19 protein-coding genes are annotated in these 17,897 nt (G+C 73.2%); 11 read left to right on the top strand and 8 right to left on the bottom strand.

Annotated features, from left to right (window positions below):
- Positions 1-121 precede the first annotated feature (121 nt).
- The 9 genes from O7623_RS15870 (at position 122) to manA (ending at position 7,459) form a co-directional block, all read left to right on the top strand.
- A complete protein-coding gene (locus tag O7623_RS15870; protein WP_282223827.1) occupies positions 122-256 on the top strand; it encodes a hypothetical protein in 135 nt (44 codons plus the stop codon).
- 43 nt (positions 257-299) lie between these two features.
- Positions 300-506, top strand: a complete 207-nt coding sequence (locus tag O7623_RS15865; RefSeq protein ID WP_282223826.1) for a hypothetical protein — start codon at positions 300-302, stop codon at positions 504-506.
- A gap of 19 nt (positions 507-525) precedes the next feature.
- Positions 526-768 carry a hypothetical protein gene (locus tag O7623_RS15860; RefSeq protein WP_282223825.1) on the top strand — a complete coding sequence of 81 codons (243 nt, stop codon included), beginning with the start codon at positions 526-528 and terminating at the stop codon, positions 766-768.
- 44 nt (positions 769-812) lie between these two features.
- A complete protein-coding gene (locus O7623_RS15855; protein ID WP_282223824.1) occupies positions 813-2,294 on the top strand; it encodes an aldehyde dehydrogenase family protein in 1,482 nt (493 codons plus the stop codon).
- Positions 2,295-2,397: 103 nt separating this feature from the next.
- Positions 2,398-3,270 (top strand): hypothetical protein, encoded by an 873-nt coding sequence (locus O7623_RS15850; RefSeq protein WP_282223823.1) that lies wholly within the window; start codon positions 2,398-2,400, stop codon positions 3,268-3,270.
- 178 nt (positions 3,271-3,448) lie between these two features.
- Positions 3,449-4,825: a phosphomannomutase/phosphoglucomutase gene (locus O7623_RS15845; protein WP_282223822.1), complete on the top strand. Its 1,377-nt coding sequence runs from the start codon at positions 3,449-3,451 to the stop codon at positions 4,823-4,825.
- A 43-nt stretch (positions 4,826-4,868) separates the two neighbouring features.
- Positions 4,869-5,051, top strand: a complete 183-nt coding sequence (locus O7623_RS15840; RefSeq protein WP_282223821.1) for a Trm112 family protein — start codon at positions 4,869-4,871, stop codon at positions 5,049-5,051.
- Positions 5,051-6,256: an SIS domain-containing protein gene (locus O7623_RS15835; protein WP_282223820.1), complete on the top strand. Its 1,206-nt coding sequence runs from the start codon at positions 5,051-5,053 to the stop codon at positions 6,254-6,256. Before O7623_RS15840 ends, O7623_RS15835 begins: the two co-directional genes overlap by 1 nt.
- Positions 6,257-6,268: 12 nt before the next feature.
- On the top strand, positions 6,269-7,459 hold the full coding sequence (gene manA, locus O7623_RS15830) for a mannose-6-phosphate isomerase, class I (RefSeq protein WP_282223819.1): 1,191 nt from the start codon (positions 6,269-6,271) through the stop codon (positions 7,457-7,459).
- 265 nt (positions 7,460-7,724) lie between these two features.
- Here manA and O7623_RS15825 read toward each other — a convergent pair whose 3' ends face one another.
- From O7623_RS15825 to O7623_RS15815, 3 genes are all read right to left on the bottom strand, one after another.
- Positions 7,725-7,874 carry a hypothetical protein gene (locus tag O7623_RS15825; RefSeq protein ID WP_282223818.1) on the bottom strand — a complete coding sequence of 50 codons (150 nt, stop codon included), beginning with the start codon at positions 7,872-7,874 and terminating at the stop codon, positions 7,725-7,727.
- 152 nt (positions 7,875-8,026) lie between these two features.
- Positions 8,027-9,289 (bottom strand): ISL3 family transposase, encoded by a 1,263-nt coding sequence (locus O7623_RS15820; RefSeq protein WP_282223817.1) that lies wholly within the window; start codon positions 9,287-9,289, stop codon positions 8,027-8,029.
- 160 nt (positions 9,290-9,449) lie between these two features.
- Positions 9,450-10,556 carry an RDD family protein gene (locus tag O7623_RS15815; protein WP_282223816.1) on the bottom strand — a complete coding sequence of 369 codons (1,107 nt, stop codon included), beginning with the start codon at positions 10,554-10,556 and terminating at the stop codon, positions 9,450-9,452.
- 16 nt (positions 10,557-10,572) lie between these two features.
- Here O7623_RS15815 and O7623_RS15810 point away from each other — a divergent pair, with 16 nt between their 5' ends.
- A complete protein-coding gene (locus O7623_RS15810) occupies positions 10,573-11,562 on the top strand; it encodes a stage II sporulation protein M (protein ID WP_282223815.1) in 990 nt (329 codons plus the stop codon).
- On the opposite strand, the gene O7623_RS15805 is transcribed toward O7623_RS15810, so the two are convergent.
- From O7623_RS15805 to O7623_RS15785, 5 genes are read right to left on the bottom strand one after another with little or no spacing between them, the layout of a single operon-like run.
- Entirely contained in the window at positions 11,535-12,959 is a 1,425-nt protein-coding gene (locus O7623_RS15805; protein WP_282223814.1) for a DUF58 domain-containing protein, read from the bottom strand. The genes O7623_RS15810 and O7623_RS15805 overlap by 28 nt on opposite strands.
- Before the next feature lie 37 nt (positions 12,960-12,996).
- Complete coding sequence (locus O7623_RS15800) at positions 12,997-13,995, bottom strand: MoxR family ATPase (RefSeq protein WP_282223813.1); 999 nt, start codon at positions 13,993-13,995, stop codon at positions 12,997-12,999.
- A complete protein-coding gene (locus O7623_RS15795; RefSeq protein WP_282223812.1) occupies positions 13,992-15,377 on the bottom strand; it encodes a DUF4350 domain-containing protein in 1,386 nt (461 codons plus the stop codon). The genes O7623_RS15800 and O7623_RS15795 overlap by 4 nt, the downstream gene beginning before the upstream one ends.
- Positions 15,374-16,093 carry a DUF4129 domain-containing protein gene (locus O7623_RS15790; protein ID WP_282223811.1) on the bottom strand — a complete coding sequence of 240 codons (720 nt, stop codon included), beginning with the start codon at positions 16,091-16,093 and terminating at the stop codon, positions 15,374-15,376. Before O7623_RS15790 ends, O7623_RS15795 begins: the two co-directional genes overlap by 4 nt.
- Complete coding sequence (locus O7623_RS15785; RefSeq protein WP_282223810.1) at positions 16,090-16,923, bottom strand: hypothetical protein; 834 nt, start codon at positions 16,921-16,923, stop codon at positions 16,090-16,092. Before O7623_RS15785 ends, O7623_RS15790 begins: the two co-directional genes overlap by 4 nt.
- A 188-nt stretch (positions 16,924-17,111) precedes the next feature.
- On the opposite strand from O7623_RS15785, the gene mtrA reads away from it, so the two are divergent.
- Positions 17,112-17,801, top strand: a complete 690-nt coding sequence (mtrA, locus tag O7623_RS15780) for an MtrAB system response regulator MtrA (RefSeq protein ID WP_282223809.1) — start codon at positions 17,112-17,114, stop codon at positions 17,799-17,801.
- Positions 17,802-17,897 lie beyond the last annotated feature (96 nt).

The raw sequence follows: 17,897 nt of genomic DNA, 5'->3' as shown, positions 1-17,897 counted from the left end.
TTTATCACCCCGAATACCTACTGATGCCTGTGATCTCAACCTGGTTCATCTTCTACGTACGCCGGCCGATAGTCCAGGGTGGAAATCGACGCACCGCCGTTAGTGGGTGAGAGGAGTGTGGATGGTGGGAATCGAAGCGGTGGTCGGGGCGGCGCTGCTCGGCTTTGCCGCCGGGCTGTGGTCGTTCCGGGTGAAGTCCCGGTGGTGTCCGTACTGCGGGCGGCCGACCTGGCCGCTGGTCAGGCACTCTGACTAGCCGGCTGGTCCGGGAGCCGCAGCCGAAGTCGGGCGACGTACTGGTGATCGGCCGGGCAGCGAGCGTGCAGTTCGCCGACGGCCGGGGGTTCCGGTTCCGGGTGATCTCGGTCGACCGGAAGTGGACGTACGACGGCTGGGTCTGGCTCACCGGATACGTGATCGACCGTGACGGGAACGCCGCTGAGCGGCGGGAGATATTCGTCCAGCGTCGAGGGCTTCATCGACTTGCCGGACGTACGAAAAACTGATTCTTGATCAAGGAGAGAAATGATCATCGAGATGATGGGTGACTGGTGGCTGCGCTGCCGGGACCGGTTTTCCAGCCGGTCGGCGGCGTCCCAGCGACTGGAAGCACTCCGGCGCGAGCAGACAGCGGTACGGCGTCGTCGGCTCGACGGCAACCGGGGACACCACTGGTCCACGGAGGCGACGATGCTGGTCCCGACGACCCGCCCGCTGCTGACCTACGCCCAGCAACTCGGCTACCGGCTGCCCCGTGGCGTGGTCTGAGCGGCGTACTGCCCCGACGCGGCTGTTGACCCTAGGCTGGCGGGATGGAACCTGCCGACCCGACCCCGCGTACGCCGTTCTGGCTGGCCGGCGAGCCGGCGCACGGCGACGAGCCGCTCGACGTGCACCACCCGTACGACGGTCGGCTCGTCGGGCGGACCAGCCACGCCACGCCCGACCAGGTCGAGCAGGCGGTGGCCGCCGCGCACCGGGTCGCGCCGGTGGCGGCCGCGCTGCCGGCGTACCGCCGGGCGGCCGCGCTGGACCACATCAGTGCCCGGCTCGCGCAGCGCGCCGACGAGATCGCCCGGCTGATCACCGCCGAGAACGGCAAACCGATCAAATGGGCGCGTGCCGAGGTGGCCCGCGCGGTCTCCACGTTCCGCTGGGCCGCCGAGGAGGCCCGGCGCTTCTCCGGTGACCTGCAGCGCCTCGACACCGACCCGGCTGCCGCCGGCCGGATCGCGCTGGTCCGTCGGGTGCCGCGCGGCCCGGTCCTGGGCATCTCGCCGTTCAACTTTCCGCTGAACCTGGTGGCTCACAAGGTGGCCCCGGCGATCGCGGTCGGCGCACCGATCATCGTCAAGCCGGCTCCGGCGACCCCGTTGACCGCGCTGTTGCTCGGTGAGCTGATCGCGGAGGTCACCGAGCCGGATGGCCCGGAGTCCGGGCTGCCCGCCGGGATGGTCTCCGTACTGCCGGTCCCGAACGACCGGGCCGGCGGTCTGGTCGCCGACCCACGCCTGCCGGTGGTGTCGTTCACCGGCTCCGGCCCGGTCGGCGCGCTGATCCGCCGCTCAGCGCCGGAGAAGCATGTCACCCTGGAGTTGGGCGGCAACGCGGCCGCGTTGATCTGCGAGGACTGGGCCGGCGACGAGGAGCTGACCTGGGCGGCGCAGCGGATCGCCACCTTCGCCAACTATCAGGCCGGGCAGAGCTGCATCGCGGTGCAGCGGGTGTACGTGCACGAATGGCTCTACGACGGCTTCCTGCCCCGGCTCGTCGACGCCGTGGCGGCGCTGCGCCTCGGTGACCCGGCCGACGAGGCGACCGACGTCGGCCCGTTGATCGACGAAACCGCCGCGATCCGGGTCGAGTCCTGGGTGGACGAGGCGGTGACCGCTGGGGCGACGATCGACGTCGGCGGCCGGCGTGCCGGTGCGACGTACCCGCCGACGGTGCTGACGCAGGTGCCGGCCGGTGCCCGGGTGCTCACCGAGGAGGTCTTCGGCCCGGTGCTCGTCGTGCAACGGGTCGACAGCGACGCCGCCGGGTTCGCGGCGATCAACGACTCGGCGTACGGGCTGCAGGCCGGCGTCTTCACCCGCCGGCTGCAGACGGCGTTCGCCGCGCACCGCACGCTCGCCGTCGGCGGGGTGATCGTCGGTGACGTGCCGTCGTACCGGGCCGACCAGATGCCGTACGGCGGGGTCAAGGGCAGCGGCGTCGGCCGCGAAGGGGTCCGCAGCGCGATGGACGACTACACCGAGCCCAGGGTGATGGTCCTCACTGGACTCGATCTCTGACCACCGCCTCTGGCGCTGGTCTCCCACCAGCTCGGCGCGCTGCGCGGACCGGCAGCGTAGCGTCCGCGCGGTAACCTGTCGCGCGACGGCGTCGCAGGCGCGGGTGCCGGCGACGCGGGAGGCGAGGCGGGACATGGCGGTACGGCGTACGGCGGCCCAGGTCGCGATGGTGCTCCTGCTGAGCGCCGGCACAGCGCTGCCCGGCGCCGCACCGGCGTACGCGCAGGACGACCAGGTGCGGGTCCAGCTCGGCCTGCCCGGCGGGTTCACCGTCGGCGAGAAGGCCGCCGGGGTGACGGTGAAGGTCTCCAAGCGCTCCGACGGGTGCGTGTCGCTGCGTACCGCCCTGGCGATCCGGCTGCCCGGCGCAACCGTCGACCAGGTCGCCGTGCAGGTGCGGATCGACGACGACTGGGTGCGGGTGCCGATCGCCGACAACGGCGACGGGCTGCTGGTCACCGACCGGACCGCCCCGGCGGAAGACGAGCTGTGCAAGGGCAAGAGTCGGTCGGTGCGCTACCAGGTGGCGTTGCGGGCCGGCACCCCGGCCGGCACCGTGCACGTCGTCGCCGAGGCGTACACCGCCGGTGGTGACCTGCTCGGGCGTACGGCCGGGTCGAAGAAGGCCACCGGCCGGCTCGCCGGCAGCTACGCGCCGGCCCCGCCGTCGCCGACCGGGGAGCCGACCCCGGAGCCGACCGAGGTGCCGGCGGCGGCGAGCCCGAGCCCGCCGCCGGTCGCCGCCCCGGTGGACCCGGACCTGGTCGCCGCCGCCGGGTCCGGCGGTGAGCCGGGTCAAAGGCCCGGGATCGGGGTCGGGGTGCTCGCCGTCGGCCTGGGCATGGTCGCGGTCGGGGTGGCGCTGCTGGTGCTGCTGGTACGCCGGGGGCGCGGTGGTCGGCACGCGACTCCTGGTGCCGACGGTACGGACGCCGCCGGCTCGGCGACGATGCTGCTGCCCCGGATTCAGCGCTGACCTGCCCCGACTTCAGCGCTGACCTGCGACGATCCGGTGACGCGGCGGCGTCGCCGGTCGGCGGGAGGATGAACATCGGACGGCCGGAGGGTGGCCCGACCGCCTTGGCCAAATCGGCCGGACGCTGCTCCGTTACCCTCACCTGTGTTGGCAACCGGCGCGGCTGAGGAGCGAGACCTTGTCTGACTTGTCCAAAATCGTCAAGGCCTACGACGTCCGTGGCACCACTCCCGACCAGTTGAACGAAACGGTGGCCCGGGCCCTCGGCACCGCGTTCGTGCAGGTGCTCAAGGAGTTGGGCGACAAGGCCGACCGGATCGTCATCGCCCACGACATGCGGGAGTCGTCCCCGCCGCTGGCCGCCGCGTTCGCCGCCGGGGCCAACGCCGCCGGGGCCGAGGTGCTGCACGCCGGGCTGGCCTCCACCGACCTGCTCTACTACGCCTCCGGCGCGTTGGAGCTGCCCGGTGCGATGTTCACCGCCAGCCACAACCCGGCCCAGTACAACGGGATCAAGATGTGCCGTTCCGGGGCGGCGCCGATCGGCCAGGACTCCGGGCTGACCGACATCCGCGACCGTGCCCAGGCGTTGCTCGACAGTGGTGAGACACCGTCCGGTGCGGAGCGGGTGGAGCGGCGTGAGCTGCTCGCCGACTACGCGGCGCACCTGCGTACCCTGGTCGACCTGTCCGGGATCCGGCCGCTGAAGGTGGTCGTCGACGCCGGCAACGGGATGGGCGGCTACACGGTGCCCGCCGTACTGGGTGCCACGGTGCTGCCGGCGCTGCCGCTGGACATCGTGCCGATGTACTTCGAGCTGGACGGGTCGTTCCCGAACCACGAGGCGAACCCGCTCGATCCGAAGAACATCGTCGACCTGCAGAAGGCGGTCCGGGAGCACGGCGCCGACCTGGGTCTGGCGTTCGACGGCGACGCCGACCGCTGCTTCGTCGTCGACGAGCGCGGCGAGCCGGTCTCCCCGTCGGCGATCACCGCCCTGGTCGCCACCCGGGAGTTGGCCAAGCACCCCGGTGAGACGGTCATCCACAACCTGATCACCTCCAGCGCGGTGGCCGAGATCGTCCGGGAGAACGGCGGGGAGCCGGTCCGGTCCCGGGTCGGTCACTCGTTCATCAAGGCGGAGATGGCCCGGACCAACGCGGTCTTCGGCGGTGAGCACTCGGCGCACTACTACTTCCGGGACTTCTGGTTCGCCGACACCGGGATGCTGGCCGCGATGCACATGCTGGCCGCGCTCGGCGAGCAGGACAAGCCGCTGTCCGAGCTGGCCCACGAGTTCGAGCGGTACGTCGCCTCCGGCGAGATCAACTCGACGGTCACCGACCAGCAGGCGAAGCTCGCCGAGGTCAAGGCCGCGTACGCCGACGCCGACCTCGACGAGCTGGACGGGCTGACCGTCAGCTTTGACGACGGTTCCTGGATCAACCTGCGGGCGTCGAACACCGAGCCGTTGCTGCGGCTCAACGTCGAGGCGCCGACCACCGAGCGGATGGTGCAACTGCGCGACGGCGTGCTGGCGCTGGTCCGCGGCTAGGATCATCTTCGGGTTCACCCCGCGACGTGGAAGGAGCCACCCGATGGCCCTGGATTCGCAGCTACTGGAGATCCTGGCCTGCCCGGACACGCATCACACACCGTTGACCTACGATGCCGACGCGCAGACCCTCACCTGCCCGGAGTGCTCCCGGATCTTCGAGGTGCGTGACGGCATCCCGGTGCTGATGCTGGACGAGGCCCGGATGCCGGGCGAGGCGTCCTGATGGCGCTGCCGATCGACGGGACCTCCGGGGTGGTGGGCCAGCGGGTCGCCGACGAGGCGCTGCTCGACGACGTCGACGCGCTGGGCCTCGCCGACCCGGGCGGAATGCTGCGGTTCACCGCCTCGGCCGGTGCGCAGGTACGCGAGTCGGCGGCGTTGGCCGCCGAGGCCAACCTCGGGGTGCTCAGCGACGAGGGGCGGCCCCGGGCGGTGGTGATCGCCGGGATCGGCACCGCCGGGCGTACCGGTGACGTGCTGGCCACGGTGGCCGGCCCACGCTGCCCCGTACCGGTGATCCCGCACCGCAGCGCCGGCGTGCCCGGCTGGGTCGGTGCGGCCGACGTGGTGATCGCGGTCAGCGCCTCCGGGCGCAGCCCGGAAGCGCTCGGCGCGGCGCAGGCCGCCGCCCGGCGCGGGGCCCGGCTGGTCGCCGTCGGTGCCCCCGACTCGCAGCTGCAGTCGGTCGCCGAAGGGGTCCGCGCGCCGTTCATCCCGGTGCCGCGTCGGGCTCCGGCACGGGCCAGCCTCTGGGCGTTGACCGTGCCGGTGCTGCTGGCGGCGCGGGCGTTGGGGCTGGTGAAGGTGAACGAGGCGGACCTCGCGGAGACCGCCGCGCGGCTCGACGCCGACGCGGAACGGTGCCGGCCGGCGGCGGAGTCGTTCGTCAACCCGGCGAAGGCGCTCGCGCTCGGGCTGGCCGGTTCGGTGCCGATCGTCTGGGGTTCGTCGCCGGTGGCGTCGGTCGCCGCCCGCCGGTTCGGTGACTCGTTGTCGACGAACGCCCGTTATCCGGTGGTCACCGGCGCGCTCGGTGAGGCCGGCCGGGGACGGGTCGGCCTGCTCGACGGGGTCTTCGGGGGTCTCGGCGAGTCCAGCCGGGACATCTTCGCCGACCCGGACGAGGCCGAGGAGCCACCGACCCGGTTGCGGCTGGTACTGCTGCGCGACGGTGGGCTGAACCCGGAGGACGACGCCGACGAGCCGCTGGTGGTGGAGGAGCGGCGGGCCGAGGCGGTGCAGACCCTCGCCGACCGCCGTGGGGTGCGTTGCGACGTGTTGACCGCCGAGGGCGGGTCGGCGTTGGAGCGGCTCGCCTCGCTGATCGCGGTGCCGGACTTCGCCTCGGTGTATCTGGCGCTGGCCCACCATCTGGATCCGATGGCGGTTCCGGCGGTGACCGAGATGAAGGAACTCTCCACCACCTGAGGCAGGGCCGTCGTGGAACTGTTGACCAGCCAGATCCGGGACTACGCCTGGGGGTCGCGGGAGGTCATCGCCCAGTTGCAGGGCCGGCCGTCCCCGTCGCCGGGGCCGGAGGCAGAGCTGTGGCTGGGTGCCCACCCGGCCGCTCCGTCCACTGTCGAGCGGAACGGGGCGCCGGTCAGCCTGGCGGAGCTGATCGACCAGGATCCGCAGGGCTGGCTGGGCGGGCCGACCGCCGCCCGGTTCGACGGCCGGTTGCCGTACCTGATGAAGGTCCTCGCCGCGCGGACGCCGCTGTCGCTGCAGGCCCACCCGGACGCGGCGCGGGCCCGGGAGCGGTACGCCGCCGAGCGGTCCGGTGGCGCCGAGAGTGGGGCGCGCAACTACGTCGATCCGTACCACAAGCCGGAGCTGCTGGTCGCGATCAGCCCGTTCGACGCGCTCTGTGGCTTCCGGGACCCGGCGCGGTCCGCGCAGGCGGTGGCGGCGCTGCGCCTCGACGCCCTGGAGCCGGTGGTCAAGTCGCTGCGGACCGGCACCGGCGGGCTGCCGGAGGCGATCGAGACGCTGCTCGGCTGGCCGGCGGACGACCGGGCGGCGCTGGTTGCGGCGGCGGTTGCGGCGGTCGACGGCCTGCCGGCCCGGTACGCCGCCGACGGTGCGCTGCTGACCGACCTGGCCGCGCACTACCCGGCCGACCCCGGGGTGCTGGTCGCGTTGCTGCTCAACCGGGTGCGGCTGGCCCCCGGCGAGGCGGTCTGGATGCCGGCCGGCAATCTGCACGCCTACCTGCGCGGTGCCGGGATCGAGATCATGGCCGCCAGCGACAACGTGCTGCGCGGCGGGCTGACCCCCAAGCGGGTCGACGTCGCCGAGCTGCTGCGGGTGTTGCGCTTCGACGTGCTCGACGAGCCGGTGGTACGGCCCCGGTCGGTCGCCCCCGGGGTGATCACCTGGCCGGTACCGGCAGCCGAGTTCAGCCTGCACCGGGTGGTGCTCGACGCCGACGTGCCACAGGCGGCGGTGGCGGCGGCCGGCCCTCGGGTGGTGCTCTGCCTCACCGGCGCAGTCACGGTGGACGACGGGGTCGCGGCGGTCGCCGTACCGCCGGGGCAGGCAGCGGTCGGGTCGGCCCGACCGGGGTCGCTGACGATCTCCGGCGCGGGTGAGGCGTTCGTCGCCTCGGTCAACCTGGATCCTGCCTAGTCTGCGGTCCGCCTGGTCTCCGTCGGTCCGCCTGGTCTCGGTCGGCTGCGGGATTGGGCCTTACGTACGCGGGGCGGCCGCCTGGTGAGCGTCCGCTCCGCTCACCTGCAGCCGCCCCGCGCATCCCCCCGGTTTGGTTCCCCCGCGCGTCAGCGTGACAACTTAGTGACGCGACGTAGTCGTAGATTTGCAGTGCGTAGCCAGGCTGTCAAGCTAATCCGGAAATTACCGACTCGCGGCGTGTCGCGGTCTGGCCCTGAATCGGCTACGACGGGCGGCGTCCCGGGCGTACCCAGGTCCAGATGCAGTAGACCAGCCAGCCCAACGCCAGCGCGGTGGCCAACGGGCGTAGCCCGACCGCGTTCAGGCCGATGACCAGGAGCAGCACGACCAGCCAGGGGATGAATGCCTTCACCGCACCGATGCTGCCACACCACGCCGGCATTCCACCCCGGCCCGTCACGTCACCTTCCGTGACGGCGCCACACCAGGACGCCTGTCCGAACGATATTCCTCTGAGGAATAATTATGGGTCTTGTGTTGTTTGTGTGGGTCGGTTCTGGATCGTCATCTGGGTAGTTGTGGTCGGTGGCCGCCGAGGCTGAGCATGGCGAGGGCGATCAGTGCGTGGGGTGAGTGGAAGCCGAACGCGATCCGGGTGATCAGCCGGATCTTGGCGTTGACTGACTCGATGAGTCCGTTGGACAGTTGGTGTTCGATCGCGGCGCGGATCGTGTCGCGGTGGCGTGTGATCCGGCGTTGGAGTTCGACGAAGGCGTCGATACGGCTGCGGCGGGCCCACTCGATCCACCTGTCGAGGGCTTCGAGTGCCGCTGCCGGGCTGTCCTTGGCCATGGCGAACACGGCGCGGAGGCCTTCCTTGAGGGCCCAGGCCCGGTACAGCTGGGGCTGGGTCCTGGCGATCCAGTCGAGTTTTGCCTTCTGTGCCTCGGTGAGGTTGTCCGGGTTCTTCCACAGGGCCCACCGTGCGTTCTTGAGTGTGCGGGCGTCGCCCCGGGCGGTGTTGCGTCGGCCGGTGCCGCGTCCGGCGGCCTGGTTCCACGCCTGTCGGCGTACCAGGTCCAGCGCTTCGGTGGCCCAGGCCACGACGTGGAACGGGTCGGCGCACCGCACCGCCTGCGGGCAGCGGCGGGTGACGACCTTCGCGATCGTGTCGGCGCCGTCGGCGGACACGTGGGTGATGGCCGCGGCGCGCTGCTCACCGAGCTGGTCGAAGAAGGCGTGCAACGTCGCGGCGTCCTTGCCCGGCGCGGCCCACACCAGTCGGCCGGTGTCGTGGTCGACCACGACGGTCAGGTACCGGTGACCCTTCTTGTAGGCGATCTCGTCGATGCCGATCCGACGCAGCCCGGCGAACCGGTCGGTGACCTCGCCGGTGTCGGCCCATACCCTGGCCACGATCGCCCCGACGGTGCGCCAACCGACGCGCATCAGCTGACACACCGTCGATTTCGCGGTGCGCACCGCCAGCCACGCCACGGTGGCGTCGAACGCCCGGGTGTGTCCGGCGTTGTGACGCGCCCACGGCACCGCCGCGACCACCACGCCGTGCTCGGCGCAGGACACCCGTGGCGCGTCGGCCTCGACGACCGCCCTGACCGTGCCCAGATCCAGAGCCCGCCACCGCCGCCGCCCGTGACCGGCGTCGAAACCCGGACACCGCCGGCCGCAGTACGGACACCGCCGCCGCGCCCCTCTACGCACCCGTACATGGACCACCAACAACGCGTCTTCGTCGTCGAACTCGACGTCCTCCACCACCGCCCGCTCGACGCCGAGCAGAGCAGCCCATACGCTGACAGAACGCACGCCGTTCCCCGCCTTTCCCAGTTCTGACCTTCGACAAGCCAGAACCTAGGCAGGGCAACGGCGTGCGCCACCAACGCCGCGCCGAACCACCCACAGACACAACACAAGATCCATAATTATTCCTCTGAGGAATACTGCTCCACCGCAGTACCGCCGACCGTCAGGTGCCGTCCGGCCCCGGACCGGTCGGCTCCCGCACCGACGCGCGGCGCAGCGTGCTGGCGACCGGCGGCCGCCGTACCCCGGTCCAGTCCGGTTGTTCGCTGGTCGGCCCCATCCACGGCGGCCGGGGCCAGTTGCCCCGTGGCCACTGCGCCGCGTCACGCTGCGTCGGCACCACCGCACCGGCCGGATCCGGCGCGCGGAGCGGATCGGCCCAGGACGGTGGTGCCGCCGGCCGCAGCGTGCCGGTCCTGGCCGGGCTGAGCCCCGCCAGCTCCGGCCAGAGCGCGGCGCTCGCCGCCCGGCTACGCACCAGCCGCTGCCCGGACCGGCGGTGCCGCTCGGCCAGGACCGCCGCCAGGTACGCCCACCCCGGCACCCCCGCCGGCGGCGGGGGAGTGGTCACCGCGGCGACGTCCGCCGCGACCAGCCGCACCAGCTCCGAGCGCGCCGGCTCGGCAAACCCGTGCCCTCTGGTCAACAGGTGCCGCACCGACAGCGCGAGCTCGTCGTCGAGCCGGGTCAGATCGAGGGTACGGGCCCAGCCGGCCAATGCCGGCGGCATACCCGGCACCCAGCCCCACGACGCCGGTGCCCGGTCGTGCACCACGATCGTCCCGGCGGCCAGATCCCCGAGCCGCTTGCCCTGACTGTTCGACATCAGCGTCACGAGACTCGCCAGCCAGGTCAGCGGCGGCAGCAGCAACCCCGGCCACTCGGCGGCCACCCCGACCAGGTTGCGGGTCAGCGCGTGCCGGAACTGCGGCGGGCCACCATCGTCGCGGACCACCCGGATCCCGACCGCCCGCTTGCCGACCGTACGGCCGTTGCCGAGGGTCTCGCACAGCACCGGGTAACCGACCAGCACCAGGACCGCACCCACGGTCAGCACCGCCTGCCCGAGCGCGTCGTCCACCTCGACCGACGACGGCAGCGACGCCAACAGCACCCCGGCCACCACCGCCAGCAGCAGCGCGATCAGCACCTGGACCAGCAGATCCACCAGCAGCGCCAGGATCCGGGAACCGGCCCGGGCCAGCCGTACCTCGACCTCGACGGCCTCACCGCCGACCAGCCTGGTCCCCCCGGATGCGTGCGCACTCACCCTGCCAGTGAACACTATGGGTCGGGAGGTGGCCGTGGACCTCGACGCGTACGTGGCCGAGCACGAGCCGCAGTGGCGGCGGCTCGAGCAGCTGACCCGTGGCCGGCAGCTCACCGTCGCCGAGGTCGACGAACTGGTGGCGCTGTATCAACGTACCGCCACCCACCTGTCGGTGGTCCGCAGCCGCTCGCCCGACCCGGCGCTGGTCGCCCGGCTCTCCACCCTGGTGCTGGCCGCCCGGTCCCGGCTGACGACCGGCCCCCGGTCCGGCTGGCGCACTCTCGGCCACTTCGCCGCCACCGGGTTCCCGCAGGCGGTGGTCCGGGCGGCCCCGTGGTGGGGCGCGGTCGCGGTGGCGTTCTGCGCACTCACCGGATTCCTGATGTGGTGGGTCGCCGGCCACCCGGACAGCGCCCGGGTCCTGATCGGCGACCGGGCCGCGGCGGAACTCGCCGAATCGAGCTTCGCCGGCTACTACACCCGGTACGCGGCCCCCAACTTCGCCGCCCAGCTGTCGACCCACAACGCCTGGCTGGCCGCACAGTGCCTGGCCGCCGGGATCCTGGTGGTCCCGGTGCTCTACCTGCTGTGGGTGAACGCCCTCAACATCGGCGTCACCGGCGGCGTGATGATCTCCTACGATCGCGCGGACGTCTTTTTCGGTCTGATCACTCCGCACGGGCTGCTGGAGCTGACCGGGGTGTTCGTCGCCGCCGGGGTCGGGCTGCGCATCGGCGGTGCCTGGCTCGCCCCGCCGGCCGGAGCGAGCCGCAGCCGTGCCGTCGCCGACGCGGGGCTCTCCGGCGTCCTGGTGGCCCTCGGGCTGGTGCCGGTCTTCGCCGTCGCCGCGCTGATCGAGGCCTTCGTGACGCCGGCCCCGCTGCCGACCTGGCTGCGGGTCGCCGTCGGCGCGGCTGCCTGGCTGGCCTTCCTCGGCTACGTGCTGGTGCGTGGCTCCCGACGGGGCGCCGACGTGGCTCAGAGCCGGCCGAGCAGCTTCAGCTGAAGGTAGAGGTCGGCGAGGCGACCGGCGAAGGTCGGTGCCGAGGCGTCCAGCACCGCCACCCCGTACCGGCGCAGCACCGCACTCACCCGGCCCCGCTCGGTGACGGTCCGGGTCGCCGCGGCGGCCAGGTAGGCGTCGGCGACCGTGTGCACCGGTCCGTCCACCATCGCCGGCAACGTCGGATCCCCGATGGCGGCGACCACGACCTGATGGCGGGCGGCCAGCCGGGGCAGCACCGGCAGCAGCCCGTCGCCGAGCGCGCCGGGCTCCAACGCGGTGCAGAGCACCACCAGGCAGCGTCGGGACTCCCGCCGTAGAATCTCGCCGACGACCAGCTCGTAGTCCGTCTCCACCAGCGCCGGTTGCAGCCCGGCCAGGGTCTGGACCAGTCGGGGCAGCAGCGCCTGCCGGCTCACGCCCCAGATCGCCGCCCGGACCTTCGCGTCCACCGCCATCAGGTCGAACCGGTCGCCGGCCCGGTTCGCCAGGGTCGCCAGCAGCAGCGCGGCGTCGATCGCGACGTCGAGCCGGGGCTGGTCACCGATCAGGGCCGCCGAGGTCCGTCCGGTGTCCAGCACGAACATCACCCGGCGGTCCCGCTCCGGGCGCCAGGTCCGGACCAGGACGTCGGACCGGCGGGCGCTGGCCCGCCAGTCGATCGATCGTACGTCGTCGCCGACGACGTACTCCCGCAGGTTGTCGAACTCGGTGCCCTGACCGCGGCCCCGGGTGGCCCGGATGCCGTCGATGACCCGTAGCCGGGCCAGTTTCTCGGCGAGCAGCCGGCGCGCGTCGAAGCGCGGCAACACCCGTACGGTCCACTGCGGAGTGGGCGGGTGCCCGCGACGTTGCCGGAAGGCCAGCCCGAGCGGGCCGGACGAGCGGACGGTCACCTCGATGGCGGACCGGTCGCCGTGCCGGGCCGGGGTGAGCGCGGCGGGCAGCGCCGCGACCGCACCCGGGGCCAGCCGTACCCGCCAGACCGGCCCGCTGCGGTCGCTGCCGGCGGCCGTCACGCCGCCGTCGTCCGGGTCGGCGCCATCCGGGTCGGCACCAACTGGGCCGGCGTTGTCCGGGCCGGTGTTGACGGCGGCGCCGGCCGGGTCCGCGACGGCGCCAGCGGACGGGACCCAGGTGTCGCGGACCTGCGCCCGCAACCGCCGACGGGAGCCGTTGGCCAGCCGCACCGTCACCGTCGCCGACGTGCCGAACCAGACGGTCCGGTCGCCGTCGCGGCCCAGTTCGAGCCGACTCAGCGGGGCGGCCAACGCCACGTCCAGCACGGTCAGGGCGGCCACCGACGCGGTGATCACCACCAGGCCCCACCACGGGGCGGGCCACCAGGGCAGGGTCGTCGCGCCGACGCCGAGCAGCGCCGCCGCCCGCCAGGTCACCATCGCGACCTGCCGGACGTCGTCGGCGGTGCCGACCCGGTCACCGGGGCGTCGCGACGGTGCCGAGCACCGAGTCGAGTACGCCGTCGGCGGTGACGCCTTCGAGTTCCGCTTCCGGCCGCAGCCGGATCCGGTGCCGCAGGGTGGCCCGGGTCACCGCCTTGACGTCGTCGGGGGTCACGTAGTCGCGCCCGGCCAGCCACCCCCACGCCTTGGCGGTGTTGAGCAACGCGGTGGAGCCACGCGGCGAGGCCCCGAGCTCCAGCGCCGGCGCCGTCCGGGTCGCCCGGCACAGGTCCACGATGTAGCCGAAGACCCCCTCGCTGACCTGCACCTGCCGGACGGCGTGTCGGGCCGCCGCCAGATCGGCGGCCCCGGCGACCGGGCGGATTCCGGCGGCGGCCAGGTCACCCGGGTCGAAGCCGGCGTGGTGGGCGCGCAGCACCCCCAGCTCGTCGTCCCGGTTGGGCAGCGGTACGGCCAGCTTCAGCAGGAACCGGTCGAGCTGGGCCTCCGGCAACGGGTAGGTGCCCTCGTACTCGACGGGGTTCTGGGTGGCGGCCACGATGAACGGTGCCGGCAGCGGCCGGCGGACCCCTTCCACCGACACCTGGTGCTCCTCCATCACCTCCAGCAGCGCCGACTGGGTCTTCGGCGGCGTGCGGTTGATCTCGTCGGCGAGCAGCAGGTTCGTGAAGACCGGCCCTTCCCGGAAGGTGAAGGCCGCCGTACGTGGGTCGAAGATGAGCGATCCGGTGACGTCGCCGGGCATCAGGTCCGGGGTGAACTGCAGCCGCTTGGCGTCCAGATCCAGAGCGGCGGCGACGGCCCGCACCAGCAGCGTCTTGGCGACCCCGGGCACCCCCTCGAGCAGGACGTGCCCCCGGCAGAGCAGCGCGATGACCAGGCCGGTGACCACCGCGTCCTGCCCGACGACGGCCTTGGCCACCTCGGCGCGCAGCCGGCGCAGCGCGGCCCGCGCGGCGTCGCTGTCGGTGGTCAGGACGTCGACCGGACCGACCGCACTGGGTTGGCTCACCGGGGTTCTCCTTCGATCGCGGATGGGGACCGGGGCGCCGGTGCCGTCGGCCCGGCCTGGTCGCTTGCCGGCCCGGCTGTCGGACGGCCCGGCCCGGCGAGGTCGTCCGGTAGGGCCGCCAGCCGCCGGGTCAGCTCCAGCAGGTCGCTGTCGGTCGTCGGCGGCGGCCCGTACAGCAGGGCGTCGACCTGCGCGGCCGACGCCCCGGTCCGGGCGGCGACCGCCGCCACGATCTCGGCCGGCCGGGGTCGGTCCGGCAGGTCCAGCAGCGCGACGACGCGGTCCAGCATGGCGGTACGCAGGATACCGGCGGTGGCAGCGCGGTCCCGGGACCGCCGGTAGAGCTGCCCCCGCCCCAGCAGGGTCTCCGCGGCCGGCACCGTCACCGGCAGTGGCTCGGCCACCACCGGGCCGAATCGGCGGGCCCGCCACAGCACCAGCACCAGCGCGGCGAGGGCGAGCTGGGCGAGCAACGCCCAGAACCACGGCGGAAAAGCATCCCACAGCGGATTGTCCGACGGCGCGGTGGCGTTGGGTGCCGGCAACTGCCGCCCGGCTGCCGGCGTGGCGCTCGCGCTGGGGCTGGAACCCGGATCCTCCGGCGGCAGGTAGACCGGTGGCTGCGGTGCCGCGTCGCGGGTCGGCGGCGGCGCGTCCGGCCGGGCCAGATCCAGCCAGACCACCTGCGGCCTGGTGCCCAGCAGCCCGGCGGCGAACGACGCGTTGCGGTGCTCGCCGAACCGGTCGTTGCGGAAGGGGTCGTTCGCGCCGGCCACCACCAGCTCCACCTGACCCCAGGCCAGCCGGGCCAGGGCGGCGTCGTAGCACAGGTCGAACCGGGTCGGGTCGACCCCGGACGGGGCGGTGTAGCGCTGCCGTACCGTCGCCGCCGGTCCCGCGTCGGCCACCTCGGGCACCACGCAGCGTCGCCCGTCGACGTCCGGTCCCGCCGCCCGCGCGGCCCACCGGCGGCCGGCGGTGTCGACCGGCAACGGGCTGCCGCGCAGCAGCCGGGCCGGCGGGTCGACCAGCAGCACCCGGGTGCCGGCCGGCAGCCTGGTCAGTACCTGCAGATAGTCGGGGTGCATCAGGGTCGGCGCGGGGACGAACAGGGTGCTCGGGGTGGCCTGGGCGGCCCGCAGCGCGCCGACGGTCCCGCTGGCCGGATGTACGGTGACACCGTCGTCGCGCAGCGCGGCGGCGAGGTCGCTGCCGCCGTCCGGGCCGACGTTGGTCGGGGACAGGAAACCGGGCCGGGTCGGGTCCGGATGCGTCCGGTGGTACGCCACCGCCGTACCGACGAACAGGCCGCCGACCAGCACGAACGGGACGACGAGCCGCAACCAGCGCCACCGGGTGGTGCCGCTGCCGGTACGGGTCATCGTCGCGCCCCCGGCGTGGTCGGCCCGAGGGCGGCACGCAGTTGGTCGGCGAGTTCCCGCATCCGTTGGTCGTGCCCGGCACGCGCCGGGCGTCTGCCGTACCAGACCTCGCTGAAGATGCCGCTGGCCTCGGTCAACGCAGGGTGGGCCGCCGGTGCCGCCCGGCTGGCCGCGTCGGCGAGTTCGGTGACCGTCCAGCCGGGGCGGTCGGTGACCACGCCGTGGTCGGCGACGTCCCGGATCATCGTCCGCAACCGTTCCCGGACCGCCTCGGCGTACCGGCCCTGGGCGGCGAACCGGTCGGCGAGCCCGTCCGGCGGGCCGTCCGGCTGGCGTGGCTGCACCGCTGCGACCACGCTGGCGGGTACGGCGGCCGACCGGCGGCGCCGGCGCGGGTCGAGCCTGGCCAGCCAGCGCCGGACGGCCCGGACGGTCAGCCGCCGGTACGCTGCGGCGACGGCACGGCCGGCGCGGACCCCGAACGCCGCCAACCGGCGTACCGGAGTCGATACCGTCGACCAGCTGAACCGGCGCAGCCAGGCCCACGGATTCAGCCAGCCGGGTCGCCGCCGGGGCCACCAGGCAGGCCAGCTGAACCAGCCGGCGCCGAGGACAGCGGCGCTGGCCACCAGCAGCAGCGCGGCCAGCGGCAGCGGCAGGACGTCGCCGACGGCGGCCACCCGTTCGGTCCACCAGCGGCTCAGCGACGCGCTCACGTACCGACCGCCAACGGCGGCGCGGGCCGGTCACGGACGCCGGCGGTACGGCGCAGCGCGATGTCCAGCCCTTCGGTGCGCATCCTGGTCTCCACGTGCAGTACGGCGTCGAGGCAGGCCAGCGTCGGGTAGACCAGCGCGTTGATCATGGTCCAGCCGGCCACCGTCGCCGCCGCCAACCATGGTGATCCGGGGTCGACCAGGTTCAGCGCGGCCAGCCCGAGCCCGGCGCGGATCGCGAACCAGATCACATAACCGAGGATCCGGATCAGTCCGGCGCGCAGCCCGGCCCGGCAGGCCAGCACGGACGAGCGGGCCAGCGACTGCCACACCGGGATCCGGTCCAGGACGATCGCGGGTACGGCCAGACCGAGGATCGCGTACGCCACGAACCAGACCGGCCCGGCCAGCGCGGCGGTGAACATGACCGTACCGGCCGCTCCGGCGACCAGGACGACCCCGGCGAACCGGGCGCCACGTGGATCGAGCAACCGACGTACGGGGAGCCGTTGGCCGAGCAGTGCCGCCCCGGCGGCCCGGGAGGTGAGCCCACCGAGCAGCGCGATGACCGTCACCTCGATGGCGGCCCCGGTGGCCAGCAGCAGCCAGTAGTGCCCGAACCGGTGCCACGTCGGCAGGTACGCCGGTGGCGTCGCGCCGGCGGCCTCGCGTAACGGCAGTAGCAGTAGTTGTTCGGCCAGGGCCAGCAGCGCGCCGGCGGCCAGTAGCACCGGTGCGTGACCGCGCAGCAGACCGACCGCGGCGTCGAGCACCTCGCCCGTGGTGAGCGGGCGCAGCGGCAGCACGTCGGACGGGCCGGCCTGATTCACCCGGGACTCCTGGTGACGAGGTGGTTGACCGTGATGCACGGGGCGTCAGCGTCCCATCGTGGCACGTTGGCCGTGGCCTGCCACGGCAGGGCGGGCGATCGCGGTAAATGTCGGAAGCGCGGCCGCCTGGGCGGTTCGTCGACGGTGGCGGTCCCCCGCCGGTGGAGGCGGGATGGAATATTGGTCACATGAGAGCCCGCGTGCTGGTTGTCGACGACGATCCCGCCCTGGCGGAGATGATGGGTATCGTGCTGCGCAGCGAGGGCTTCCTGCCGTCGTTCGTTGCCGACGGGGAGCGGGCGCTCGCCGCGTTCCGGGAGAACCGGCCGGACATCGTGCTGCTCGACCTGATGCTGCCCGGGATGAGCGGGATCGACGTCTGCCGGGCGATCCGCTCCGAGTCGGGCATTCCGATCGTGATGCTGACCGCCAAGAGCGACACCGTGGACGTCGTGCTCGGCCTGGAGTCCGGTGCCGACGACTACGTGGTGAAGCCGTTCAAGCCCAAGGAGCTGGTGGCCCGGATGCGGGCCCGGTTGCGGCGTGGCGAGGACGTCGCCCCGGAGTTGTTGACCATCGGGCCACCGGGCAACCAGATCACCATCGACGTGCCGGCGCACACGGTCAGCCGCGACGGTGAGGAGGTCAAACTGACCCCGCTGGAGTTCGACCTGCTGGTCGCGCTGGCCCGCAAGCCGCGTCAGGTCTTCACCCGGGAGGTGCTGCTGGAGCAGGTCTGGGGCTACCGGCACGCGGCGGACACCCGGCTGGTGAACGTGCACGTGCAGCGCCTGCGCGCCAAGATCGAGCCGGATCCGGAGCGACCCGAAATCATCCTCACCGTTCGGGGCGTGGGCTACAAGGCGGGCACCGGCTAGCCTGGGTCGCACTGTGGCTGGCCGACTCCGTACCGCATCCGTCCTGCTCTCCCGCGTCACCGGTGCCCTGCGCCCGGCGCGGGAGCTGGTGGCCGC

Source organism: Solwaraspora sp. WMMD791 (assembly GCF_029581195.1).
GTDB lineage: Bacteria > Actinomycetota > Actinomycetes > Mycobacteriales > Micromonosporaceae > Micromonospora_E.
This window is presented reverse-complemented; position numbering and strand designations above follow the sequence as displayed.